At 70.0% G+C, this 22,335-nt stretch carries 22 protein-coding genes and 4 pseudogenes; 18 read left to right on the top strand and 8 right to left on the bottom strand.

Going from position 1 to position 22,335, the window contains the following annotated elements:
* The first annotated feature begins 935 nt into the window (after nucleotides 1–935).
* The 9 genes and pseudogenes from ABD841_RS21820 to ABD841_RS21785 all read left to right on the top strand — a co-directional run bounded on the left by ABD841_RS21820 (nucleotide 936) and on the right by ABD841_RS21785 (nucleotide 7,023).
* Nucleotides 936–1,745: a hypothetical protein gene (locus ABD841_RS21820; RefSeq protein WP_344974721.1), complete on the top strand. Its 810-nt coding sequence runs from the start codon at nucleotides 936–938 to the stop codon at nucleotides 1,743–1,745.
* 185 nt (nucleotides 1,746–1,930) lie between these two features.
* Nucleotides 1,931–2,200, top strand: a complete 270-nt coding sequence (locus tag ABD841_RS21815) for a hypothetical protein (RefSeq protein ID WP_344974719.1) — start codon at nucleotides 1,931–1,933, stop codon at nucleotides 2,198–2,200.
* Nucleotides 2,197–3,330 (top strand): annotated as a pseudogene (locus tag ABD841_RS21810) (cytochrome P450); the annotation flags it as partial. The gene ABD841_RS21815 and the pseudogene ABD841_RS21810, both read left to right, overlap by 4 nt.
* A complete protein-coding gene (locus ABD841_RS40885; RefSeq protein ID WP_425582022.1) occupies nucleotides 3,273–3,605 on the top strand; it encodes a cytochrome P450 in 333 nt (110 codons plus the stop codon). The pseudogene ABD841_RS21810 and the gene ABD841_RS40885, both read left to right, overlap by 58 nt.
* 30 nt (nucleotides 3,606–3,635) lie before the next feature.
* Nucleotides 3,636–3,779 carry a hypothetical protein gene (locus ABD841_RS21805; protein ID WP_344974713.1) on the top strand — a complete coding sequence of 48 codons (144 nt, stop codon included), beginning with the start codon at nucleotides 3,636–3,638 and terminating at the stop codon, nucleotides 3,777–3,779.
* Nucleotides 3,780–3,784: 5 nt separating this feature from the next.
* Nucleotides 3,785–4,168, top strand: a complete 384-nt coding sequence (locus ABD841_RS21800; RefSeq protein WP_344974710.1) for a cytochrome P450 family protein — start codon at nucleotides 3,785–3,787, stop codon at nucleotides 4,166–4,168.
* 42 nt (nucleotides 4,169–4,210) lie between these two features.
* Complete coding sequence (locus ABD841_RS21795) at nucleotides 4,211–4,558, top strand: cytochrome P450 family protein (RefSeq protein ID WP_344974707.1); 348 nt, start codon at nucleotides 4,211–4,213, stop codon at nucleotides 4,556–4,558.
* A 429-nt stretch (nucleotides 4,559–4,987) separates the two neighbouring features.
* A complete protein-coding gene (locus tag ABD841_RS21790) occupies nucleotides 4,988–5,530 on the top strand; it encodes a hypothetical protein (RefSeq protein ID WP_344974705.1) in 543 nt (180 codons plus the stop codon).
* Between the two features lie 260 nt (nucleotides 5,531–5,790).
* A complete protein-coding gene (locus ABD841_RS21785; RefSeq protein WP_344974703.1) occupies nucleotides 5,791–7,023 on the top strand; it encodes a glycosyltransferase in 1,233 nt (410 codons plus the stop codon).
* 272 nt (nucleotides 7,024–7,295) lie between these two features.
* Here ABD841_RS21785 and ABD841_RS21780 read toward each other — a convergent pair whose 3' ends face one another.
* The gene (locus tag ABD841_RS21780; RefSeq protein ID WP_344974700.1) at nucleotides 7,296–7,895 is read right to left on the bottom strand and encodes a hypothetical protein; all 600 of its coding nucleotides are present in this window, start codon (nucleotides 7,893–7,895) and stop codon (nucleotides 7,296–7,298) included.
* A gap of 313 nt (nucleotides 7,896–8,208) precedes the next feature.
* On the opposite strand from ABD841_RS21780, the gene ABD841_RS21775 reads away from it, so the two are divergent.
* Together ABD841_RS21775 and ABD841_RS21770 are read left to right on the top strand one after the other, a co-directional pair.
* On the top strand, nucleotides 8,209–8,658 hold the full coding sequence (locus ABD841_RS21775) for a hypothetical protein (RefSeq protein WP_344974697.1): 450 nt from the start codon (nucleotides 8,209–8,211) through the stop codon (nucleotides 8,656–8,658).
* 934 nt (nucleotides 8,659–9,592) lie between these two features.
* Nucleotides 9,593–10,684, top strand: a complete 1,092-nt coding sequence (locus tag ABD841_RS21770; RefSeq protein ID WP_344974694.1) for a GNAT family N-acetyltransferase — start codon at nucleotides 9,593–9,595, stop codon at nucleotides 10,682–10,684.
* A gap of 380 nt (nucleotides 10,685–11,064) precedes the next feature.
* On the opposite strand, the gene ABD841_RS21765 is transcribed toward ABD841_RS21770, so the two are convergent.
* Both ABD841_RS21765 and ABD841_RS21760 read right to left on the bottom strand, forming a co-directional pair.
* The gene (locus ABD841_RS21765) at nucleotides 11,065–13,215 is read right to left on the bottom strand and encodes a carbon starvation CstA family protein (RefSeq protein ID WP_344974692.1); all 2,151 of its coding nucleotides are present in this window, start codon (nucleotides 13,213–13,215) and stop codon (nucleotides 11,065–11,067) included.
* Nucleotides 13,216–13,218: 3 nt separating this feature from the next.
* A complete protein-coding gene (locus ABD841_RS21760) occupies nucleotides 13,219–13,545 on the bottom strand; it encodes a hypothetical protein (protein WP_344974689.1) in 327 nt (108 codons plus the stop codon).
* A 510-nt stretch (nucleotides 13,546–14,055) separates the two neighbouring features.
* Between ABD841_RS21760 and ABD841_RS21755 the strand changes: the two are divergent.
* The 3 genes and pseudogenes from ABD841_RS21755 to ABD841_RS21745 all read left to right on the top strand — a co-directional run.
* A pseudogene (locus tag ABD841_RS21755) lies at nucleotides 14,056–14,379 on the top strand (aldo/keto reductase); the annotation flags it as partial.
* A pseudogene (locus tag ABD841_RS21750) lies at nucleotides 14,363–14,593 on the top strand (aldo/keto reductase); the annotation flags it as partial. The pseudogenes ABD841_RS21755 and ABD841_RS21750, both read left to right, overlap by 17 nt.
* A 269-nt stretch (nucleotides 14,594–14,862) precedes the next feature.
* Nucleotides 14,863–15,849, top strand: a complete 987-nt coding sequence (locus ABD841_RS21745; protein WP_344974686.1) for an alpha/beta fold hydrolase — start codon at nucleotides 14,863–14,865, stop codon at nucleotides 15,847–15,849.
* Here the strand turns inward: ABD841_RS21745 and ABD841_RS21740 are convergent.
* Nucleotides 15,818–16,444, bottom strand: coding sequence for a TetR/AcrR family transcriptional regulator (locus ABD841_RS21740; RefSeq protein WP_344974683.1), 627 nt, complete (start codon nucleotides 16,442–16,444; stop codon nucleotides 15,818–15,820). The genes ABD841_RS21745 and ABD841_RS21740 overlap by 32 nt on opposite strands.
* Before the next feature lie 43 nt (nucleotides 16,445–16,487).
* Between ABD841_RS21740 and ABD841_RS21735 the strand changes: the two genes are divergently transcribed.
* On the top strand, nucleotides 16,488–17,636 hold the full coding sequence (locus ABD841_RS21735; RefSeq protein WP_344974679.1) for a serine hydrolase domain-containing protein: 1,149 nt from the start codon (nucleotides 16,488–16,490) through the stop codon (nucleotides 17,634–17,636).
* 517 nt (nucleotides 17,637–18,153) lie between these two features.
* Here ABD841_RS21735 and ABD841_RS21730 read toward each other — a convergent pair.
* Complete coding sequence (locus ABD841_RS21730; RefSeq protein ID WP_344974676.1) at nucleotides 18,154–18,756, bottom strand: class I SAM-dependent methyltransferase; 603 nt, start codon at nucleotides 18,754–18,756, stop codon at nucleotides 18,154–18,156.
* Nucleotides 18,757–19,004: 248 nt separating this feature from the next.
* Here ABD841_RS21730 and ABD841_RS21725 point away from each other — a divergent pair, with 248 nt between their 5' ends.
* Both ABD841_RS21725 and ABD841_RS21720 read left to right on the top strand, forming a co-directional pair.
* Entirely contained in the window at nucleotides 19,005–19,397 is a 393-nt protein-coding gene (locus ABD841_RS21725; protein ID WP_344974673.1) for a hypothetical protein, read from the top strand.
* Complete coding sequence (locus ABD841_RS21720; protein ID WP_344974670.1) at nucleotides 19,319–19,948, top strand: hypothetical protein; 630 nt, start codon at nucleotides 19,319–19,321, stop codon at nucleotides 19,946–19,948. The genes ABD841_RS21725 and ABD841_RS21720 overlap by 79 nt, the downstream gene beginning before the upstream one ends.
* A 265-nt stretch (nucleotides 19,949–20,213) precedes the next feature.
* Here ABD841_RS21720 and ABD841_RS40880 read toward each other — a convergent pair.
* A pseudogene (locus ABD841_RS40880) lies at nucleotides 20,214–20,300 on the bottom strand (NUDIX hydrolase); the annotation flags it as partial.
* Between the two features lie 238 nt (nucleotides 20,301–20,538).
* Between ABD841_RS40880 and ABD841_RS21715 the strand changes: the two are divergent.
* A complete protein-coding gene (locus tag ABD841_RS21715; RefSeq protein ID WP_344974668.1) occupies nucleotides 20,539–20,781 on the top strand; it encodes a hypothetical protein in 243 nt (80 codons plus the stop codon).
* A 335-nt stretch (nucleotides 20,782–21,116) separates the two neighbouring features.
* Here ABD841_RS21715 and ABD841_RS21710 read toward each other — a convergent pair whose 3' ends face one another.
* Together ABD841_RS21710 and ABD841_RS21705 are read right to left on the bottom strand one after the other, a co-directional pair.
* Complete coding sequence (locus ABD841_RS21710; RefSeq protein WP_344974666.1) at nucleotides 21,117–21,650, bottom strand: Tn3 family transposase; 534 nt, start codon at nucleotides 21,648–21,650, stop codon at nucleotides 21,117–21,119.
* The gene (locus ABD841_RS21705; protein WP_344974663.1) at nucleotides 21,650–22,231 is read right to left on the bottom strand and encodes a hypothetical protein; all 582 of its coding nucleotides are present in this window, start codon (nucleotides 22,229–22,231) and stop codon (nucleotides 21,650–21,652) included. The genes ABD841_RS21710 and ABD841_RS21705 overlap by 1 nt, the downstream gene beginning before the upstream one ends.
* Between the last annotated feature and the right edge of the window lie 104 nt (nucleotides 22,232–22,335).

Here is a 22,335-nt window from a genome sequence, read left to right as displayed (position 1 = left end):
TCATCGGACGGGGAGAAACGCGCAAGAGCGTCACGCCGGCTCCGAAAAGAGCGTGGCCCAGCAGAACGGCGGTGCGGATTCCCGGTGTCGGCGCTGCGGGCCGGCATGGGTGCATCACCTCTCATCGCAGTGACGGTCAGCGCTTAGTTGTGTGCTGTAGGTGATGGTCTCAGGCGCCACTGACATTTCCCTCACGCACCCGAGGCGATATGCCCTGACCGGCCGCAGTCCCGCGCCGGGATCAGGTCGGGTGTTTCCGCCGCAGGGGCATCCCGCTTCTCGAGCGGGCTTGCCGCCGGCGTCCGCCAGATCGCCCTCGTCACCACCGCCGGCGAGACCGGGCGGCAAGTGCGCCACTACTCGGGGTCCCGATAGTAATCGCGGAGAATCCAACGAATATGGGTCTGACCTGCATGAATAGAGCTTGGCCCATCGTCCTGCGATCAGAGTTCCCAAGAGTCTCCGCAGGTCAGCAGTGACATCGTTGAATTCACGGCCATTGCTCGGGACCTCTTGTCGGTGCCGGCGATGACGTCCGCGGAACAGGCCGAACGCTGTCTCGCCGGATGTCAGGCTGACCCCATGGGGGTGCCGCCGGAATACGGCCGGCATGGGCCACCGAGCGGCGGGGACTTCTCGGATACAGGTTTTCGGACGGCGTTGGCACAGGGGGGCTCGCCGTCCGAGAACGTGTACGTTTCTGGACAGCTTGCGGCGGGACGCGTATCGTCGCAGGTCAAAGCCTCGTCGGCTCGAATCTGCCGTATTCCGGCGGCACCCGTTGCACACGCTCGGGAGCGGAGGGCCAATATCGTGCAGGTGAGGCTTCTATGGCGTGGAGTTTCTGTGGCGTAAGCCCGGAGTCGCGATGCGGGTCAGATCGTGTGGGTAGTGGGCAGATAACATAAAGCAACCTCAAGCGGGGACCGCCGCCCATGGGTGAGTACGTGAGCGCCTGGCACGACCACGACAAGCCGGCGGGTGCTCGCGGCGTTGCTGACGGCCGAGGGGTGGGGTGGGCGGCGCGCGACATCACCGCGCACGAACACATCGCTCGCCTGCCGGTCACGGCGTTAGGGCTGCCCTTTCCCCAGCGGCGCGCGACCGGCACCGCCCACCCTGAACATCAGCTGCAACCGTATCCTGATCAGGCTGATCCGGCCGAGCTGTGCATCCGGGGGTTGCGTGAGGGTGTGGAGCTGATCTCCCATCGCGAGGTCACCCAGTCACGGGACGTAATTGAGGCTATGGGCCCTGACCGGTATGACGAGCAGGTGGTTCCCGCTCACCGGAAGGTGGCGCCGGTGGGCGAAAACACCTCGCCTGACGCCCGGGCAAAGCGGGACCGAAACGACTGTCGAGCTGGGGCGCATCGGCCGCGCCGCTTACATGGGGACGTCCCGGACCGGCGAGCGCATCCATCCTCCAGCATCCACGCCGGCATGACGCTTGTCGCGCGTCCGGCGAGGATGCTTCTGGCTGAGGCGCGCCGGCTGGTGGAACCGGTCTACCGGGGGGTGGTTGAGGGGTTCCCGGACCAGGTGCGGCACATTGCGGGCTATCACATCGGCTGGTGGGACACCGACGGGCAGCCCACCGGGCAGGCGGGCAAGGCGGTCCGGCCCGCGTTGACTCTCGCCTGCTATCGGGCCGCCTGCGACGCGCTGACCCGGGCCGATCCCGACGCGGCGGCGATGGCCGAGCTGCAGGCTCTGGCCGCGCTGGTCATCAACAGGAACCGTTGATCACACCGAGACCGGGAGGCAGGCACCGCCATGAGTGTTCCCATGCTGTCGGGAAAGACCGCGCTGATCACCGGAGCCGGCTCGGGGATCGGCGCCGCCACGGCCGTGGTGCTGGCAAGGAGCACCTCGCCGGCCGCAGCGAGGGAACGTTCGTCCGGCTGCTGTCAGCGCAGCAGAACCTGTCCGTGCAGGACACCCTCTACGAGATCGCCGACATGGCCGCGGCCGCGGCAGACGACCTCCAAGCGGCCAGCGACGCCATCGACGACTGCGGTCTTCCCCTGACGCAGCGGGAACAGATCCACCTGTATGCCGACGGTCTGCGCAAGTTCGTCGGCGGCGTCAACCACTGGAGCAACCACACCTGCCGGTACTTCGTGGGACAACCCTGGACAACCACGCCAGCCACCTCGCGCGCCGGGGACATCTACCACCTCCGGGGCGGTGCCGGATGAGCTCAACAACGCGGACGGCGGCCGCGCTCGACTCGCTGCCCCTGGCCCCGGGAGCCCTGCCCGTGGCCGGCCACCTCCTGCCTCTGCTGCGCGACCCGCTGAGCTTCATGACCGCTCCAGCCGGCTACGGCGAACTGGTGCGGATCCGGCTCGGACCCCGGACGATGGTCGTCATCTGCTCCCCGGACCTCGCCCTGCGTGCGCTGCGTGACGATCGCACGTTCGACAAGATCGGCGGCATCTTCGACCAGACGCGCAGCGTCCTCGGCGACGGCCTGTCCAACTGCCCGCACCACCTCCACCGGCGGCAACGGCGCCTGCTTCAGCCGACGTTCCACCGCTTCCGCATGCCCGGCTACGCACAGACCATGACCGGCCTCATCGACGAGACGACCAGAACGTGGCAGGACGGCCAGGTGCTCGACGTGCTGCCCGAAACGCGTGCCCTGGGTTCGCGGGTGCTGGCCGCCTGCATGTTCCCCGAAGCCGCTCTCATGTCCACGCAGATGACCCGCCTCACCGACGCCTTCGACGCCGTCCTGCGCGGTGTCCTGCGCAAGGTGCTCCTACCGGCGTGGGCGACGAACCTGCCGCTGCTCGCCAACCGCCGATTCCAGCGGGCTGTCGACCACTTGCGCCAGACGGCCCAGACCGCCGTCGAGCACCGCCGGAGCAACGACCGCGACCACGGCGACCTGCTGTCGGCCATGCTGGCGGCCCGCGACGAAGAAACGCCAGGCGGCGCGCAGACCGCTCTGACAGAGACGGAACTGATCGACAACGTCGTCACCTTCGTCATCGCCGGAACCGACACCTCCGCCATCAGCCTGGCCTGGGCCCTGTATCTCCTCGCCCAGCATCCTGACGTGGCCGACCACCTGCGCACCGAGGTCGACACCGTGCTCGGCGGCCGGCCCGCGCGCTACGACGACCTGCCGCGCCTGCCGTTCACCGGCGACGTCATCAACGAAGCCCTGCGTTGCTACCCGCCGGCGTGGATCACCACCCGGACCACCGCCGTCGACACGCACCTGGGCGGTCACCAACTGCCTCAGGGAACAGTCCTCGGCTTCTGCGTGCCCCTGCTGCAGCGCCACCCCGGCCAGTTCCCCGACCATCCCGAACGTTTCGACCCCGATCGTCGGTCAGCCCAACCCGCCCCGCCCCGCCCCGCGACGCCCTGTTCGCCTTCGGCGGCGGCGCCCGCAAATGCATCGGCGACGTCTTCGCCCGCAGCCAGCTCACCCTCTCCCTGGCCACCATCGCCGGCCGCTGGCGACTGGAGCTCCTGCCCGACGACCCCCCGGCCGTACCCGCCCGATCAAGCCTGCTGACGCCCAAGACCATGCGGCTACGGCTCGTCTCCCGGCACCGAGACGCAGCCCAGAAGCCCAGCCACACCTGAGCCCGCTGATGACTCGACGGGAGCCATGAGATGACCGGTCTGATCGTGCCCGGCGGCACCGACCGCGACCGCCGCGTGATCCTTGCCGGGACGCGGTGCCCGTGCCACGTCACCGCCATCGAGGAGGGCTCCGATGCCATCGGCCAGTTCGTTCTCGGAGGGCGGGAGTCATGAGCGACGTGGACGTTGACGCACTTCCCCTGGCCCCGGGCTCGCTGCCCGTCCTGGGACACGCGATGGCCCTGGCACGACACCCTTTCACGTTCTTGTCCTCGCTTCCCGCCTACTGCGACCTGGTCCGCATCCGCCTGGGGCCACAGACCGTGATCATGACGTGCGATCCCGGCCTGACCCGGGCCATGCTGGCGGACGACCGCACCTTCGACAAGGGCGGCCCGTTCCTCGACCGGGCACGCGAGGCCTCCGGCGACGGGCTGGCGACCTGCCCGCACCGGCAGCGCCGACGCCAGCGCCGCCTGTGCCAGCCCGCCTTCCACCCCGAGCACTTCCCCGCCTACACCACAGCGACGGTCACCACGGCACAGGAGATGACCCGCTCCTGACGCCATGGCCAGATCATCGACGTCAACCACGCCATGGTGGCCATGACGATGCGAGCCATGGTCAAGGCCATGTTCGCCACCCGGCTGCCGGCGGCGATGGACCGGCAGATCGTCGACGGCCTCACCGTCGCCGCCTCAGGCATCTTCCGCCGCACGCTCACCCCGCCCCGGCTCAACCAGGTGCCGACCCTCGGCAACCTGCGCTACAACCGCGCCCAGGCCAGCCTGCGGCGCACCACCGCCGACGCCGTCAGCCACCGCCGCACCAGCCTCTGCGGCCACGCCGCCGCCAGCGCCGACGCTGCCGGCCGAGGCGACCTGCTCTCGGTCCTGCTGACCGCCGAAGACCCCGACAGCACCGGCACCCTGCGGGCGCTGAGCAGGTGCTGACCTTCTTCGGCGCCGAGATGACCAGGGTCGGCGCGACCGCGCCCGGCGAGGCGCGGGCGGTGGGTACCGACGGCGAGAATGGCGGCCTGTATGGCGGCAGTGTGCGGCGCTGGGACGGCCGCGTGTGGCGGTCCACGCGCCCGCCGGAGGGCCTGCGGTACCCCACGGTGGTGTCCGGGACGCCCGCGGACGACATCTGGGTCTTCGACCGGGACGCGGACGCGTGGCGCTGGGACGGCCGCCGGTGGTCAGGCCGGGGAAGACCGCCCTGGCCGCGCTCGGTCTCCCTGGACGACGCCGTCGTCGCCGGGCCCGGGGACGTATGGGTCGCCGGCAGCCGGGACGCCGGGCGGTTCGTCTCGGCGCAGCCTCCCCCTCGCGCGCTGGTCCCCGTCGGGCTGGTCCGAGGTTTCCTCCCCCTCCCCCTACGTGAGCAGGTTGAGCGCGGCGGCCCCGGACGATCTGTGGGCACTCGCCGGCGGTGGTGCGGGCGACGTCTCCGTGGTCGAGCACTGGGACGGGCGCCGCTGGAGGACCGTGCACACGCCGTCGTCGCTCAGCGGCGCGAAGGTCCTGTTCCACGACGTCGTGGCGGTGTCGGCGCGGGAGGTCTGGGTCGCAGGCTCGATCCCGCGGCCCGGCCGCCGCCAGGCCGCGCTGCTGATGCGCCGGGACGGCGGCCGGTGGAGCCTGGCCGGTGGCGTCCCGGCGGGGGCGGTCTCGTTCGGGGCCGTGGCGCCGGACGGCCACGGCGGGGTATGGCTCGGCGCGTCCAACTACGCCTACGACGACCATCGCATTCTGCTCCACTTCGACGGCCGGTCCTGGACATACGAGAAGGCGCCCAGGATCGACAACGGGCCCGCGGTGTTCGACATGGCCAAGGTCCCCGGAGGCGACCAGGTGTTCGCGGCCGGCGGCAACCCCTCCTTCGACGAGCACAGCAGCGGGTGGATCTGGATGAGGCGCTGAAGGGGGGGCTGAGGAGGGGGCCGGGACGCGACGGACGGGTGCCCTGGACGGCCTGACGGGGCGCTGGGGAGAACTCCGTCCTCCTCGCCACTTTCAACGTACAGCCGGGAGGGGGTCTTGCGGCAAGACCCCGGTGCCGGCCCAGAATCGGGGGCCGTGAGCCGGTCCGGCGCGAGGTGAACGCCGGGCGGATGCGTGTGCGGGCTCACATTCACGGTGCGGTCGCTCGACCGCACCCGGAATCGTCGCAGGGGGTTCGGATGCGTGTGCTGCTGTCCACCATCGGGTCGCGGGGCGATGTGCAGCCGTTGGTGGCGCTGGCGTCGGAGTTGAGGGAGCTGGGGCAGGAGGTCCGCATGTGCGTGCCGCCCGACTTCCGTGACTGGATCGACAGCCTCGGAATCCCCGTCGTGCCCATCGGGCCCGAGCTGCGCGCCGCCGCCACCGGCCCGTCGGCTGCCTCGGCCCCGTCGGTCCCGCCCTCGGCCGAGCAGCTGCGCCGGCTGGCGCGGGCGACGGTCGCCACCCAGTTCGGGACGGTCGCGGCGGCAGCCGAAGGCTGTGACGTCATCGTGGCCGCGACGGCCCTGCAGATGGCCGCCCGCTCGGTGGCGGAGGCGATGGGAGTCCCGTACGTCTTCGCCGCCTACTGCCCGGCGGTTCTGCCCTCGCCGCACCACCCTCCGTTGCCCCTGCCGGGACGGCCGCCGGCTCCCGCGGCGGCCGGCAACCGCGAGCTGTGGGCCCGGGACGCGGAAGGCTTCAACGACATGTTCGGCGCCGCGCTCAACGCCCATCGGGCATCGGTCGGCCTGGCCCCGGTCGACGACGTGCGCGGCCACGTCTTCACCGACCGGCCCTGGCTGGCCGCCGACCCGACGTTGGGTCCCTGGCCCGACCCCGCCGACCGGGCCGTGTTCCGGACCGGCGCCTGGATCCTGCCGGACGAGCGTCCGCTCTCCCCGGAGCTGGAGGCGTTCCTCGAGGCCGGTGAACCACCCGTCTATTTCGGCTTCGGCAGTATGCGCGCGCCGCGTGGCCTCGCCCAGGTGATGGTCGAATCGGCTCGTGCGCTCGGACGCCGGGCGATCGTGTCCCGCGGGTGGGCGGACCTGTCGCCGGTGGACGGCGAGCCCGGCTGCCTGTCCGTCGGCGAGGTCAACCAGCAGGCGTTGTTCCGGCGGGTCGCCGCCGTCGTCCACCACGGCGGCGCGGGCACCACGACCGCTGCCGCGCAGGCCGGTGCGCCCCAGGTCGTCATCCCCCAGGTGTACGACCAGCACTACTGGGCGCAGCGGGTCCGGCACCTCGGCATCGGAGCCGCGCACGCACCCGGCGTGCCGGCCGCCGGCTCGCTGACGAGTGCCCTCAAGCACACCCTCCAGCCCGACGTGGCCGTCCGCGCCCGGTCCGTCGCCGCCGCGGTGCGCACTGACGGTGCCAGGGCCGCCGCGCAGCGCTTGACGGCTTCGGATCCTCAGAAATCTTCCTGAAATGAGCTTTTGGGCCGGTGTCTCGGCCGGGCCGGTCGGCCACGCGGGTCGCGACGGCCTTGTGCGGCTGCAGCCGCACAAGGCCGCACAGGGAATTCCCCCCGCTTCTGGAAGTCCGTCAGGCGGCATCGGTCTTGTCGGATTGTGCGGTAAGGGCCGCGCCTTGACCCGGTGGTTCGGAGTTCCTCAGGGGCCCGCCATGTCGGCGGAGCCCATCCGTCCGGCCGCGTGGACGGCGGTCGCGGGGCCGGTTGCGACCCCGGGGACGGCGGTCAGTGGATCAGTTGGTATTTGGTCGACGAACTGCCGCTGTTGATGCTGCAGTCGTAGGTGCTCGCCGTCGCGGTGTACGTCCAGCCGCTGGGCACCGTGCAGGCCCACAGCCCGTCAGCCGGCTGCCTGATGCGGTAGGTCGACGTCGGGACACCCGGGTTGAACTGGCAGGTGGTGGTGTGGGTGAGCAGGTCGTAGGTCCAGCCCGCCACGGTCGCGCAGGACGTCATCCCGTCGGCGGGGGTGCGCAGGCGGTACGTCGTGGCCGGGTATCCGGCCACGTAGGGGCTGCAGGCGGAGGTGAAGGTGCGCTGGTCGAAGACGAACCCGGGGGCCGTCCTGCACGAGGTCAAGCCGTCGGCGGGGGTGCGCAGGCGGTAGATGGGCGCGAGGGAGGTGGTCTGGCTGCACTGGTGGCTGTGCTGGATCTCGTCGTAGACGTACCCGGCGGGCACGGTGCACGCCCAGGTTCCGTCGAGGCCCGGGAGTTTCGCCGGTGCCGCGGACACGGCGGTCGGATTCGTGGCGAGCAGGGTTACCGTCGCCGCGGCGGCAAGGGCGATACGTCTGAGGATATGGGACGGTCTGATGGCGGGCACGGGCGTCCCCTCGGTGTTCGGGTGATGGGGCGCTCAGCGGCGCGACCGCGTGAGCCGCTCGTTTTATAACACCGGCACATGCGTCCAGAAAGGTAACACTGGCGTGCATATATACAAAAGGAATAATCTGGACGTCGAAATTCCGGATCGGGGGTTTACTCGTTGATTATCGCTGTCCTTTTCCGGGTTCTTGCGGTTTCGGCCCGCAACGTCGGCTGATGTGTATCGTCCGCTCGGTTGAGAAGATTCCCGGGAGTGAACAGCACCGGATCAGGCGGAGTCCGTGAAATCCGGAGTGATTCAAGGGTGCGTCTTGACGGAGCATGTTACCGCCGATCACTCCGACGTCATGCGCACGCGCTTGGTCGCGACCATTGCCGCGCCGACGGTCCTCGTGGCCTCCCTGACCGCCTGCGGCGGTGCCGCCCCCGCCGACACCTGCAGAGAGGCCTTCCGTATCCTGGCCGAGGCGGAGATCGACCCCCGGCAGTGGGCCCTGAATCGCGGCGCCCCCACGTCGATCCCGGAGGGTGAGCGCAAGGCCGGGGAGATCGCCCGGGTGGCAGCGCTGGAGACCGGCGACAAGGATCTCCAGGAGAGCTTCGCCAACATCAAGGGCGGCGTTCAGAGTTACCTGGACGAGCTGGACAAACTGGCGGTCGATCCGGCGCGCGAGCCGAACGTCCAGCTCGCGGGCGCGGCGGTCGGGATGTTCCTGATCGGGCTCGGCCAGCGATGCGACCAGAAGGGCTTCAGGCCCTGAACGGGGACCGAGGCGGGCAGCGCGCGCGAGCACGGCCACCCACCGGCAGGCCGAAGCCATCCCGGAGTCCGGATGCCGGCGGGTGGTCAGGGTCCGGGCAGCGATCCGAAGGTGGTCGGGACCGATGCCGCAGATCGCTGTCACATCGGTGACATCGGGTCCCAGGCGAAGAAGCTGCCGGCACATGCGCGCGACGTCATGGATCCGCCGGCCGGGGGCGGTCGGGCCCCGGTCGATGAGGGCAGCCGGCCGAAAGTCCGCGCCGAGGTCCCGGTACACCGTGTTCCTCGGCGGCGGGTCGTTGCGACGGACGGCTTCCCCTTTCATACCGAGAGGTTCGGTGAGACGGCCGGGGAGGGAGTCTTCTCGGATCTGCCGTCCTCGCGGCTTGTGGCGGCTTGTGACCGTGTTTGCCGAGCGGGTTCACCGGGGCGGGGCAGAACCTGGTCCGGGTCTCGCCGAAGTGGTCCGGTGAAGGTCCGGTGAAGGTCCGCCCCGGCTTTCCGCTGATCGGATTCTCGGCGAATCGGCGAATCGGCGAAGTGGCGAAGTGGCCCTTCGGCGTCGCCCTCGGCGCCGGCCCGGGGGTCGCTCGGGCGCACCGCCGCCTCTGCCCCGCGCCGTTCGGGCGGGTCGGGAGCCGAAGCCGCCGGCTGTCTCGGCCCCCGGTTGCGGTGTGCTCCCCCGGCGCGACCTCGCCGGCGCGGCAGGCCCTCGACCTCGCCGGCGAGGTCGCGCCGGGGTCCGTTGCCGCCCGCCCGCCGAGCGTCTGATCTTCCGGTGGGGTCCTGCGGGCTTGCGGGAACTTTTTCGCGTCGGGCGAGGTCTAGTTAGTGCGATCATCATGCGGTAGACATGTCCAGACTTTTCGGTGGGCCGGACCGATGTCTTCGCTTGATCAGATGTCGTCTAAATGTTGTATGAGGAGTGGCGGATGACGGATGTTGTGGTGGTTCGGCCCAGTGAACTGGGCACCGCGGAGATCGATGCGTGGCGCGAGATGCAGCGGGCGCAGCCGCATCTGGCGAATCCCTTTCTGAGTCCCGAGTTCACTCTTGGCATGGGCGAGGTTTCCGGCCATGTGCGGGTCGCGGTCGTCCGCGACGAGGAGGGGATCGTCGGGTTCTTCCCCTACGAGGAACATGCCGGTGTGGCCACGGCCGTCGGCGCGTGGGTGTCGCTGTGCCAGGGACTGATCCACCGCCCCGGCGCCGACTTCGATCTGGAAGCCCTGATGAGGGCCTGCGGGCTGCACGTGTGGGAGTTCGGCTGCCTGGTGGACGATCAGCCGTGGTTCGAGCCGTTCACGACGCTCAGCCAGGACGCGGCCGTCATGGACCTGGCCGACGGTTACCCGGCCTACCTCGATCAGCTGGTCAAGAGGTCGCCGAAGTTCATGAAGACCATGCGGTACAAGGAGCGCAAACTCGGCCGTGAGGTCGGGGAGGTGTCTTTCGTCTTCGCCGTCGAGGCCGACGAGCAGCTTCGGCTGCTGCGGGAGTGGAAGTCGGCGCAGTACGCCCGCATGGGCCGCGCCGACCGCTTCGGCAAGGCGTGGGTGGTCGACCTCGTCGAGAAGATGCACGCCATCGACACCAAGGACTTCGGCGGCGTGCTGTCCATGCTGTACGCCGGCGGCGAGCCGGTGGCGGGTCATTTCGGGTTGCGATCGGCGTCGGTCCTGGTCAACTGGTTCCCCGCCTACGACCCCGCCTTCGGCAAGTACTCCCCCGGCATCATCCTGCACTTCCACATGGCCGAGGCGGGGGCCGCGATCGGCATCGACTCGATCGACCTCAGCGTCGCCACCGGCTACGAGTACAAGAGGCTCCTGGGCAGCCGGACCGTGCCGGTCAGCGAGGGCATCGTGCGCAGGCGGACCGGACGCGCCGCCGCCCACTGGGCTCGCACCGAGCCGGTCCGCCGTCTGCGCCGCCGTATCCTCGACAGTCCTCGCCTGTACGGTCTGGCCGACCGCACCCTGCAGTGGTACGGTCAGCGCCGCACCGGCAAGCCCGCGAAATGAGCCCCTGACCGGGGGCTCCGGTCCGGGGAACGCGTCGTCGGGGTGGTGACGGGTCTGTCATCACCGCGATGGCATGGGAGGCCGGCCTCGCGGGCTCTGTGCGTGCATGCGCAGGGGGCTGCGGAAGGTCGTGGGGGTGCCACGGTACGGCCGGCGCTCGGGCCGCTGTCGCCGTCGTCGCGTCGATGGTCCGCCGTGCCCTGGTCGCCGGCCGGCGTTGACGAAAGTTCCGGGATGCCCCTTACCGGGGCGCGGGCGATGCCCCGCGCCCCGAGATCGCGCCCGCGTCCTGCCCGACAGGTACGCCGGGCTCGGCCTGCACCGGCGACGACGTGACGGGGGCGGTCCGGCGGAGGCGACCTGACGGAGGCGGACGCGCGTCACCGCCGGCCGGGTCCTCCCGTCGCCGTCGTCCCGCCCGCCGTGCCGGCCATCATCCGGCGTTCCTCACGGGTGGCGATGAGCCCGGCCGGTGCGAGGATCCTGGATTCCTCGAACGGTGCCTCCGTGCTCGGCAGCGGCTCCCTCGTCCTGATGGCCTTCGCCCACACCCGGAAGGCGTCCAGGAGCACGATGATGATCAAGATTGCGAACAGTGCGGCGAGGATCCCGTCGACGGTGGAGTTGAGGACGATCTGCCGCATCGCGTCGGGGGTCTTGGCCGGGGCGAGCAGCTGCCCCTGGTCCAGCGCGTTCTGGTAGCGGTCGCGCTGCGCGAAGAAGCCGAGGGTGGGCTGGTCGGAGAAGATCTTCTGATAGCTCGCGGTAAGGGTGACCGCGACATCCCAGGCGAGCGGTACCGCGGTCACCCAGGCCCACTTCAGCCGTCCGCTCTTGATGAGGAGGGTGGTGGCCACGGTGAGGGCCACCGCGGCGAGCAGTTGGTTGGCGATGCCGAAGAGCGGGAAGAGCTGGTTGATCCCGCCGAGCGGGTCGTTGACGCCCTGGTAGAGGAAGTATCCCCAGGCGGCCACGACCACGGCGCTGGTCGCCACCAGGCCGGGCCACCAGCTCACCCGGCTGATCGGCTTCCACAGGTTGCCCAGCGTGTCCTGGAGCATGAAGCGGCCGACCCGGGTGCCGGCGTCGACCGTGGTGAGGATGAACAGGGCCTCGAACATGATCGCGAAGTGGTACCAGAAGGCCTGCAGCCCCGCTCCGCCGAGGAAGCCGGAGAAGATCTGGGAGATGCCGACGGCCAGTGTGGGTGCGCCCCCGGTCCGCGCGATCAGCGTCTGTTCCTGCACGGCCTGCGCCGCGGACTGCAGCTGCTCGGGTGTGATGACGAAGCCCATGTTGGCGACCGCCTGCGAGGCGGACTGGACGGTGGTGCCGACGACCCCGGCGGGTGAGTTCATCGCGAAGTACAGGCCGGGGCTCAGGACCGAGGCCGCGGTGATGGCCATGACGGCGACGAACGACTCCATCAGCATGGAGCCGTAACCGATCATCCGGACCTGCGTCTCCTTCTGGATCATCTTGGGCGTGGTGCCGGACGCGATCAGCGAGTGGAATCCCGACAGTGCCCCGCAGGCGATGATGATGAACACGAACGGGAACAGCGACCCGGCGAAGACCGGTCCTTTGCCGTTGAAGGCGAAGTCGGTGAACGCGGTGTTCTTCATCGGGGGCAGCGTGACGGCGACCCCGACCGCGAGCAGCGCGATGGTGCCGATCTTCATGAACGTGGAGAGGTAGTCGCGCGGCGCGAGCAGCATCCACACGGGAAGGACCGCGGCGACGAAGCCGTAGGCGATCAGCCACAGCGCCAGGGCCGAGGGGCTCAGCGTGAAGGTGGAGGCCCAGCTCGACTCCTGGACCCAGCCGCCGGCCACGATCGCCAGGATCAGCAGCCCGACGCCGATCAAGGTGGTCTCGACGACCCGGCCCGGCCGGAGCGTGCGCAGGTAGAACCCCATGAACAGGGCGATCGGGATGGTCATCGCGATGGAGAAGACCCCCCAGGGGGAACTGGCCAGGGCGCCCACCACGACCAGGGCCAGCACGGCCAGGAGGATGATCATGATTGCGAAGACGGCGACCAGTGCCGCCGCTCCCCCGACCGGGCCGATCTCCTCGCGTGCCATCTGCCCCAGGCTCTTGCCGTTGCGCCGCATGGAGAAGAACAGGACGACCATGTCCTGGACCGCGCCGGCGAAGATCACCCCGGCGATGATCCAGATGGTGCCGGGGAGGTAGCCCATCTGGGCCGCCAGCACCGGCCCCACCAGCGGCCCGGCCCCGGCGATGGCGGCGAAGTGGTGGCCGAACAGGATCCGCCGGTCCGTCGGGTGATAGTCGATGCCGTTGTTGAGCCGCTCGGCCGGGGTGGCCCTGCGGTCGTCGGCGCCCAGCACCCGGTGCAGGATGAACCGGGCGTAGAAGCGGTAGGCGATGGCGTAGGAACCGAGCGCGGCGGCCAGGAGCCACACCGCGTTGACGTTCTCGCCTCTGGATAGGGCGAGGACCGCCCACCCCGCGCCGCCGACGGCGGCGATCGCCGTCCAGATGATGATGGAGCGCACGTTCACCGGTTACCTCCCATATATGGGACGGCCCAGGCAGCAACGCAGTCCCGCGTCCGGGGGCAGATCGGTGGTGAAGCGCCGCCAGCGCCCCAGCGGGCGGCAGTCGATCGTGACCGGAAGCTCGGCGAGATGAACCCAGGCGGTGGGGTGGGCGTACACCAGATCCGTCCCGAGCCGGCGCGCCCGCCGGGGCAGCCGGGAGCGGCGCAGCGGCCTGACCGAGAACTCCCCGGCGTCGGCGCAGCACAGGCCGGTGACGTGCCAGTCGACGAAGACCACTTCATCGGCGCGTAGCGCTTGGCGTGCGGCGGCTGTAAGCGTGATCTGGGACATCCGGTGCTCCCGAATACCAGGTGACTCAGAAGCTACCGTGGATCCTTACCCCGTGTCGGCGGCCGAAACGCGTGTTTTCCCTGGTGGCGTGGGTCGGTGGCACCGCCGCGTCAGGGCGGCGGACGGGAGCGCCGCAGGTGCCCCGCGGGGCGCAGGGGGCCTCGCCGTCGGGCACCCTACGACCGCTGTTCCTTCCAGGCGGTATCGATGTGCGTGTTCGGGCCGGCCATGAGGTCCTGTCGACCGCTCCGCCCCGGCCATCATCGACCCCACCGACGCGATCATCCGCCCGTCGCCACCTGCGTGTGCGGCTCGGACCTGCCGTAGGAGTGACCGAGTTCGGCGGGCCCGACGTGCTGCGGGTCCTGGAGTTTCCGGTTCCCCGGACCGGGCCGGGCCCGGGGGCGGGGGCGGGGGCGGGGCTCCCGAAGTGCACGCCCGGTAGCTCATCTATGCCGGTACCTGCCCGCGGGCGCCGGTCCTCGGCCCAGAATCAAGCAAGGAGGAAGCATGCACACCCGAACGCTCGGGCGCGAGCTGCGGGTCTCCGCCATCGGCTTCGGCGCCATGGGAATGTCGCAGAGTTACGGCCCGAACCCGGGTGACCGGACCGACATGATCGCCGTGCTCCGCGGCGCCGTCGGCCGCGGGGCCACGTTCTTCGACACGGCGGAGGTGTACGGCCCCTACATCAACGAGGAACTCGTCGGAGAGGCCCTCGCTCCGGTCCGGGACCAAGTGGTGATCGCCACGAAGTTCGGCTGGCGCATCGAGAACGGCGCCCCCGTCGGACTCGACAGCCGGCCCGAGCGGATCCGTGCCGTCGCCACGGCCTCACTCGAACGGCTCAAGGTCGAGACGATCGACCTGTTTTACCAGCACCGCCGGGAACCGGGCGGCCAACCAGGTCCTCGTCGAGCACATCGCGAAGCTCGCGCAGACCAAAGACGCCACACCGGGACAGGTCGCGCTCGCCTGGCTGCTCGCGCAGCACCCGTCGATCGTCCCGATCCCCGGAACGCGGCGCCTGGCGCGCGTCGAGGAGAACATCGGCGCCACCCGGCTGCCGCTCTCCGCCGACGAGCTGACGGACCTCAACGAACTCGCCGACCGGGTCGGAGCCCGGGGAAACCGCTACAACGAGCATCACATCAGGACATGGTCTCCCGAGGTTGTTTGCCGAAGTGGCAAACCGATTCGCAGCAGCCTCATCGTCCGTCGGATGATGAATGCGAGAAACCGCTGGCCGGTGGGCCGACCTGGTAACGGCCGGCGGTGTGCGCTCGGCGCACAGGAATCGAAAGCGCTGGAGGATCCATGTCGCAGCCCGCTTTGGTCACGGAGATCACGCATCGTCTGGTCTCGTCTTCCGTCGGTCGCATCCACCTGGTGGAGCAGGGTTCGGGGCCGCTGGTGCTGCTGGTGCACGGGTTCCCTGAGTCCTGGTACTCCTGGCGCCACCAGCTGCCGGCACTGGCCGCGGCCGGCTACCGGGCCGTCGCCGTCGACGTTCGTGGCTATGGCCGCTCCTCCAAGCCCGGTGACGTGGCCGCGTACCGGATGCTGGAGCTGGTCGAGGACAACGTCGCCGTGGTGCACGCCCTGGGCGAGCAGACGGCAGTGATCGTGGGCCACGACTGGGGTGCGACGATCGCCGCCGACTCCGCCCTCGTCCGGCCCGATGTCTTCCGCGCGGTCGGGCTGCTGAGCGTGCCGTACGCCCCGCGCGGCGGACCGCGGCCGAGTGAGGTCTTCGCGCAGATGGGTGGAGAGGAGGAGTTCTACGTCAGCTACTTTCAAGAGCCCGGCCGGGCCGAGGCCGAGATCGAACCGGACGTCCGTGGCTGGCTCGCCGGTTTCTACGCCGCCCTGTCCGCCGACACCATGCCGCCCGCCGACGCCCCGGACCCGCACTTCGTTTCCCGGGGCGGGACGCTGCGCGACCGTTTCCCCGCGGGTCGGCTGCCCGTCTGGCTCAGTGAGGATGACCTGGACGTCTATGCCGCGGAGTTCGAGCGGACCGGCCTGAGCGGAGCGCTGGGACGCTACCGGAACATGGACCGGGACTGGGAAGACCTCGCCGACTTCGACGGCTCCCCCATCACCCAGCCGTCCCTGTTCATCGGCGGCGCGCTGGACGCCTCTACCACCTGGATGGCCGACGCCATCGAGGCGTACCCCGCCACCCTGCCATGCCTGGCCTCCTCGCACATCCTCGACGGCTGCGGCCACTGGATCCAACAGGAGCGCCGCGAGGAGGTCAACGAGATTCTCACCTGCTGGCTCGCCTCCCTGCCCGACTGACCCCGGCCGGCGAGACGCGCTCTTCTGAGGAGCGGAAGGGCTCGATGCCGGCCGTCACGAACCTGGCCAGGGCGCGCACGTCCTCGTCGAGCACGCCGGGCGCATGGTGGGCGAACCGGTCCGACGCCTGCCCGGCCGCCATGCCGAGCACGGTGGTGGTGACGATGCGTTCGAGCCGCTCGACGTGCTCGCCGCCGACGCCCGCCTGACGCAGTAGGCCGTGGATGTGCGCCCGGACCTCGCGCGCGGCCGTGGTGGCCGCCGGCCTGCTCAGCAGCAGGGTGAACGCCGCCGGATGCCGGGAGGCCACCGCCCGCGCGCGGCCGGCCGTCCGGATGAGCGCGTCCAGCCAGGCGTCGCGCCCGCCGTCCGGGTCGGGTGCCGGCGCGTCCGCCATGATCTCGGCCATCAGCAGTTCGACGATGCCGTCCAGCAGGTCGGCCTTGTTGGCGACATGCCGGTAGAGCGCCATCGGCGTGACCGCCAGCCGGGTGGCGACCGCCTGCATGCTGAGGGCCGGCACGCCGCCGGTATCGGCGATGTCGAGCGCGGCCTGCAGGATCGCCGTGCGGTCGATTGTTTTCGGGCGTGGCATTCCGGCGTCTCCCTTCATTTGTATACATTATATACTTACCGCCGTGCGACCATCTGCCCGCCGCGTGCCGCGGCACACCGCCTGGATTCTCCCACTGGCCATCCTCACGTCGGCCGCGGTGTTCCTGCTGGTCATGGCCGGCGGCGACGCCGCGTACGCGCTGCGGGTGCTCGGCCATCAGGACTCGAGCATCACCGACGTCGAATGGAAGCAGCGCACCTCGGTACGCGCGGCGGCAGCGCCCCGGCCGTGGCCGGCCACCGGCGGCTGTCCCATCCGCCAGTCCCTGCCCACCCGGAACGCGCAGAGCATCGTCGTCGTCCACGACGGTCGCCTGGTGTGCGAGTGGTACGGCACCGGCGGCGCGCCCGGCCGGCCGGCCGCCGCGTTCTCGGTGTCCAAGACACTGGTCTCGCTGCTCGTGTCGCAGGCCGTCGCGGACGGCTCGATCAGCGGTCTCGACCTGCCGATCACCCAGGCCGTTCCCGAACTCCGCGCCAGGGATCCCCGGTTCGACGCCATCACGCTGGGCGATCTGATCGACATGCGCTCGGGCATCGCGTTCTCCGAGAACACCTCCTTCCCCTGGCTCAACCGGGATTACCCGTCGGTCTACTACGCCAGCGACCTGGCCAAGACCGTCGTCCAGCGACCGGAGATCGCCGGCGCGCCCGGTCCGTTCACCTACAACGACTACGCGCCCAACCTCGTCGGCCTGGCGTACCAGCGGCTGACGGGGACCTCGCTCACCCGGGGACCGCTGCAACGGCTGTGGGACGACCTGGGCGCGGAGCATCCCGCCGCCTGGTGCGTCGACGGCCACGGGTTCCCCTACCACGAGAGCGGCCTCGTGGTGACCGCCCGCGACCTGGCCCGCGTCGGCCAGCTCATGCTCGACGACGGGAAGGTGGACGGACGCCAGGTCGCGCCCCGGGCGTTCCTGGACCGCAGCCTCGACCCGGCGAACCGCGAGCCCGTCACCACGTTCGCCGGCATCAGCGTCGGATACCGCAACGGTTGGTGGGTCCTGCCCCGTGGTGACGGCGGGCGGGATCTGGCCGCCATGGGCGCGCACGGTCAGATCATGGTGGTGTCCCCGTCCACGCGGACGGTGATCGTCCGCATGGGCGACGACGAACAGACCAACATCCAGATCGCCGCCACGCTCCAGCGACTGGCCGACCAGCTGTAGCCGCCCGGAGGTACCGCCCGGGCCGGAGAATCAGCGCGGCCCCGGGCAGAAGATCAGCGCAGTGCCGGCAGGACGGAGAGCCCGCAGGCGTAGGCGTCGGCCGGCGCGTTCAGGGGTGTCGCCAAGACTCGCGCCACCAGGTACACGCGATGGTGCCGGACCAGGTCGTGGGCATGACGACGCCAGGCAGTGCCGTCGTTCTGCAGGGTCTGTCTGCTCTGCGGTGTCGATTTCCGAAGTCGTCTGCATGGATATCCATAGTCCTGTGCACCCCGGTCGTCTACCGTCACCTGGCCTGCAAGGGGTGGTTCCGATCCCGTGCCGGACGGCAGGGATGATCAGAAGCGAGACCTACACCACAGCGGGTGGTCGATCACGGAAGTCGTGAGCGTGCTGCTGGACTCCGGCTGGGCGTGGGCGGGGTTGGCGGTCGCCGTGGGATGGCCGGTCAACCGTGCCGGAGAGGATCGTCCCGCTGCGAGGCCATGCTCCGCGACGTCGGCCTGGCCGGCCCCGCTCAGTCCTGTGGCTTGCACCAGGTGATGCTGTAGCGCAACAGGAGATGGCGGCGGTACCGGGAGCCCGGCAGGATCTCGGCGGCCAACGCCCGCATCTGCGGATACGTCACCGGCGGCGGCCACACCATGGGGGACGGGTGCTCCCAGTGGCCTTTGGTGACGCGGTGGAAGGTGCTGGCGACGACGCCGGCGAGGTCGCGCGGCAGGTCACCTGGCATGGCGCTACGGGCGAGACCGACGATGGCCAGGACCCCGCCGGGGCGCAGCAGCTCACGCATACGGGTCAACCCGGTGGCGGCGTCCATGTGGTGCAGGGTGGCCACCGACGCGACGACGTCGAACGAGGCGGGCTCGAAGGGGTGGGTGAGGACGTCACCAAGGATGTAGTCGACGTCGTCCGGGTGCTCGCGAGCCTGGTCGATGCTGGGCGCGTCGAGGTCGATACCGGTGACGTGTGGCACGGCCCGGCGCAGTTCGCGGGCGAGCATGCCCTCGCCGCAACCGACGTCGAGAGCGCGCTGGGCGCCGTCGGGAACCGCGCGAAGGATGCGGGGGTGGTAGTGGATGTTGTGGTTCCACCGCCTGTCGTTCTTCACCGTCATGTGATCATCCTGTCGGATACGGGTGAACCGGTGAGCCCGCTACGTGAAACGGCTGCGGGACAACCTTTGCTGTCTCGCAAAATGGACCTGTATCGCGCTGAGCGGGCTGGGCGGATGTCGTCCGGTACGGAGAGTTCGTTTCCCGGTTATCCGGCAACCGGGTGCTTCGTTCTGCAAAGCAGGTAGACGAACTTGCGGCGCAGGATCCGGGGCCGTGGCGGTGGTCGCCCCCGGACCCGGGGCCGGGCATGGGCGTTGAGCTGCGCGGTGGCGACGGCGACCGCGTGGGTGATCCCGGTGGCGTCGGCGAAGATCTGTCCGGCGAACGCGGCCCGGCGCGGCAGCCGCCCCCAGCCTTCGGCACGGCCCGCGGCTCCGGCCGCCACCCGGAGTTCTGCGAGCTGCCCGAGGGCACCTACGCGGCCGGCCGGGTCGACGCGGCCACGACCGTGCTACACCTGAGTGACGCCCCGGCGGCGAAGAACACCGCCGCCGCGGCCCGCAGCACCTCCGACGCGGGAACCCCTGCGCAGGCCGGAGAGAACATCCTGGAGGAAGCCCGATGGCTGATCAGCGTGTGGACGGCGTGGAAGCACCTCAAGACGGCCCCCGCACCGGCCGGGGCGTCGCTTGGGCGGTGACGGAGGTCTTCGCCCCCCAGTACGTCGCGCTTCTGCTGCCGCCCGTCGCCGGAGGGCTCGCGCACGGGTGGGCCGGTGCGGCGTGGGGGCTGCTCGCCGCCGCCCTGTGCGCGGGCATCCCCGCGGGGGTGATCGCCGTCGGCGTGCGGCGCGGCCGCCTGGATTCGATGCACCTGGTGGATCGGCGCTCCCGGAAGGGGCCGATGCTGGCCGGGCTGGTGGCCGTGGTGGTCGGCCTGGTCCTGCTCGCCGTCTTGGACGCCCCGGCGATCGTGACCGCGACCGCGGCCGTGATGCTCGGATGGGTGCTGGTCATGGGTCCCATCACGTTGCTGTGGAAGATCTCCTTCCACACGGGGGTGTCCGCCGGCGCGACGGTGGTCTTGGCGCACATCCTGCCCCCGGCGCTGACGCTCGTGGTGGGTGCGCTTTTGGTGGCCGTGATCGGGTGGGCGCGGGTGCGGGTGACGCACCACACCCCGGCCCAGGCCGTCGCCGGGGCGGTAGGCGGGGCCGGGGTGGCGTGGGGCGTGCCGGCCCTTCTCCTGTAGCCCGGAGCCGGACGACCTGGGCTGCAGGAAGGGGTCTCGGACTGGTGGGTTCGCCTATTCAACTGTCGTCAGTTCGGCTGACCGATCGGGTCGCCGACAGCCGCGTCGTACGGTGGGAAGAGGCCATGGCCGCAGTACCGGTCGGACATGTACGTGCGGTGACCGCGTACCGTTCCGCGATGACCGCCGCGGATCCGATTGTGCTCGCCGGAGACTACCTGGGCTTTCCCCGGACGGACTCGGCCGCTTTCAACGGCCGGCAGGCCACCGACGCGTACGTCCGCGCCGGATCAGACAGGTACAACGCGACGGCGTCCGCCTTAAACTCCGGCGGGTACGACTTCATCGCCACGTGGAACTCCTTGTCTCCGGATTTCCATCATCCGGTATTCAAGGTGTCCACACCTCGGGGGCAGGGCCCACCTGCTGCCCGGCCCGCGCCTTGCCCAGCCACAAAGGAACCCAAGACTTATCTCTTAATAGCCCGTCCATCTGAGAGGGCTTAGCGCACGATCCGGTTCCGATGTTCCTCAGACCCCGTCTATGCCAGCATGGCCAGTTCGGGCCTTCTGGCTTAGGGAGGTGGGGCTGTGAGCGACTTTGAACTCATTGTGCGCTTCCTCGTAGATGTGGCGGTATCTATGGTGGTATCGACCCCGTTGGGGTGGATATGGCTGGCAGCCGGGGCAGTCTGGTTTCTGCGGTTCCTGTGGAATTCATCGAGCGGTTCCAGCTCATCGGGCGGTTCCAGCAGCCGCCACGACGGGGCCGGCGGCGACTTCGGCCGGCACGATGACTCCGATGGCTTCGGGGGCGGTTGCGGCAGCGACTGACGGGGTCCCGGAAAATCCAACAGATATGCCCCTGACCTGCTCTGATGCGAGGGCGCCGCAGGACTGGCATGCCGGTTGGCAGATGCGGCGGGCCGGGCCGAGTATGCCGCTGACCTTGCCCGGGTGCTTCACGTCGACGCCGGCAGCGGTATCCGTTGAATTTTCCGCCATTACTACCGGGACCCCCTCTTACCTTGAGGACCGGTACTACACCGCCGGAATGCGCCACTTCGCCGCGGAGCCGGCGACAGCCGGCCAAACGTACGCCAGAGCCCTCCAGCGCGCTCGCGCCATCCTCACCCGCTGACCTGACGCCGCTCTGGCGGGGCCCCTCATCAGGCGGCCAGGCCCACGGCGGTGAAGTCGATCTCGGTGAGCTCGGGGTTGAACGCCGCCGACTCCTGGGCGATCTCGTCGGTGGCGTACGCGCCGAAACGGCGGATGTGCGCGCAGGTACGGCGAGATCTCCCCGAGCTCATCAGCGGTGATGGGCCAGCCCTCGGCCACCAGCGTGCGGACCACGTCCACAGGTCCAGGGCGTTGTGGAAGATCACCAGGTTCGCCAGCAGGGTGTTCATCTTGATGAGCTTCTCCTGCTCGTCGGGGTCGTTGTGGGCGATCACGCCGTTGTTGCCGAACCCGAGCCACTGGAAAAAACCGTTGTAGGACTCGACCTTGTTGGTCGCCGCCGTCACCCGGGCCCGCAGCGCCGGATCGGCCAGATACCGCAGCAGGGCGACGGTACGCACGCTGCGGCCGACCTCCCGGAAGACCTTGTAGATGCAGTTCTTGCGGGAGTTGGAGCGCAGCCGCCGCATCAAGGTCGCCGAGCTCAACCGGCCCTCGCTGATGGAGATCGCCACCTGCATCAGATCTCCAGCGCCACCAGCACCGAGTCGTCGGCGGAGGTGGCCTTCAGCTCCAGCTTGGCGACCAGGTCGAACATCACCGATCGGTCCTTGGCGAAGAACCGGTGGGCCAGCACCTCGTAGTTGTCGCCGTGGAAGGCCGCCACCGCCTCGATGTCGGCCAACTGCGAGGAGAACCCGCCGGCGCTGTTGACCGCGGCCACCGCCCGCTCCACCCCTCCGGCGGCCTCGGGGCCGTCAGGATCCAGATGCTCCAGCACCGTGCGGTAGGTGCCGATCAGCTTCTCATTGACCGTGCGCTGGCGCTCGCGGATGTCCTCCAGCGCCGCCCGCGCCCTGCGCAGGTTGCCCGCCACCCGCTTGCACAGCATCTCCGCCAGATCGTCACGGGCCCGCATGCGCGCGGTCTGCGCCAGGCACGCCAGCAGCGCCAACTGCTTGACCGGGTCGTAACGCGACAGGGTGTCGGCGTCCTGGGCGTCGGCCTCCCCGGCGAAATCAGCGACCTTCGACGGCGCGATGCCCTCCAGCCAGGCCCCGGTGTCACCGAGCGCGTCGATCTCGTCCAGCACCAAGCCCATCGCCCGGTTCGAAGTCCGCAAGCCCCGGCACTGACAGGAAGATCGCGCCGCAGGTGCGGCGCGCTCCATCACGTCGTTTGTCGGCGGTGATCGATAAGGTCGCG

Origin of the sequence: Streptosporangium fragile (assembly GCF_039534445.1) — a bacterium.
In the GTDB taxonomy this organism is placed as follows: Bacteria; Actinomycetota; Actinomycetes; order Streptosporangiales; family Streptosporangiaceae; genus Streptosporangium; species Streptosporangium fragile.
Note: the sequence above shows the minus strand (reverse complement) of the source record. Positions and strands in the feature narration are given on the sequence as shown.

Coding starts and splice junctions, on each gene's coding strand:
- ABD841_RS21820 (WP_344974721.1), top strand. CDS start 936: ATGGGTGAGTACGTGAGCGCCTGGCACGACCACGACAAGCCGGCGGGT.
- ABD841_RS21805 (WP_344974713.1), top strand. CDS start 3,636: ATGACCGGTCTGATCGTGCCCGGCGGCACCGACCGCGACCGCCGCGTG.
- ABD841_RS21795 (WP_344974707.1), top strand. CDS start 4,211: ATGACGATGCGAGCCATGGTCAAGGCCATGTTCGCCACCCGGCTGCCG.
- ABD841_RS21785 (WP_344974703.1), top strand. CDS start 5,791: ATGCGTGTGCTGCTGTCCACCATCGGGTCGCGGGGCGATGTGCAGCCG.
- ABD841_RS21770 (WP_344974694.1), top strand. CDS start 9,593: ATGACGGATGTTGTGGTGGTTCGGCCCAGTGAACTGGGCACCGCGGAG.
- ABD841_RS21760 (WP_344974689.1), bottom strand. CDS start 13,545: ATGTCCCAGATCACGCTTACAGCCGCCGCACGCCAAGCGCTACGCGCC.
- ABD841_RS21745 (WP_344974686.1), top strand. CDS start 14,863: ATGTCGCAGCCCGCTTTGGTCACGGAGATCACGCATCGTCTGGTCTCG.
- ABD841_RS21740 (WP_344974683.1), bottom strand. CDS start 16,444: ATGCCACGCCCGAAAACAATCGACCGCACGGCGATCCTGCAGGCCGCG.
- ABD841_RS21730 (WP_344974676.1), bottom strand. CDS start 18,756: ATGACGGTGAAGAACGACAGGCGGTGGAACCACAACATCCACTACCAC.
- ABD841_RS21725 (WP_344974673.1), top strand. CDS start 19,005: ATGGGCGTTGAGCTGCGCGGTGGCGACGGCGACCGCGTGGGTGATCCC.
- ABD841_RS21720 (WP_344974670.1), top strand. CDS start 19,319: ATGGCTGATCAGCGTGTGGACGGCGTGGAAGCACCTCAAGACGGCCCC.
- ABD841_RS21710 (WP_344974666.1), bottom strand. CDS start 21,650: ATGCAGGTGGCGATCTCCATCAGCGAGGGCCGGTTGAGCTCGGCGACC.
- ABD841_RS21705 (WP_344974663.1), bottom strand. CDS start 22,231: ATGGGCTTGGTGCTGGACGAGATCGACGCGCTCGGTGACACCGGGGCC.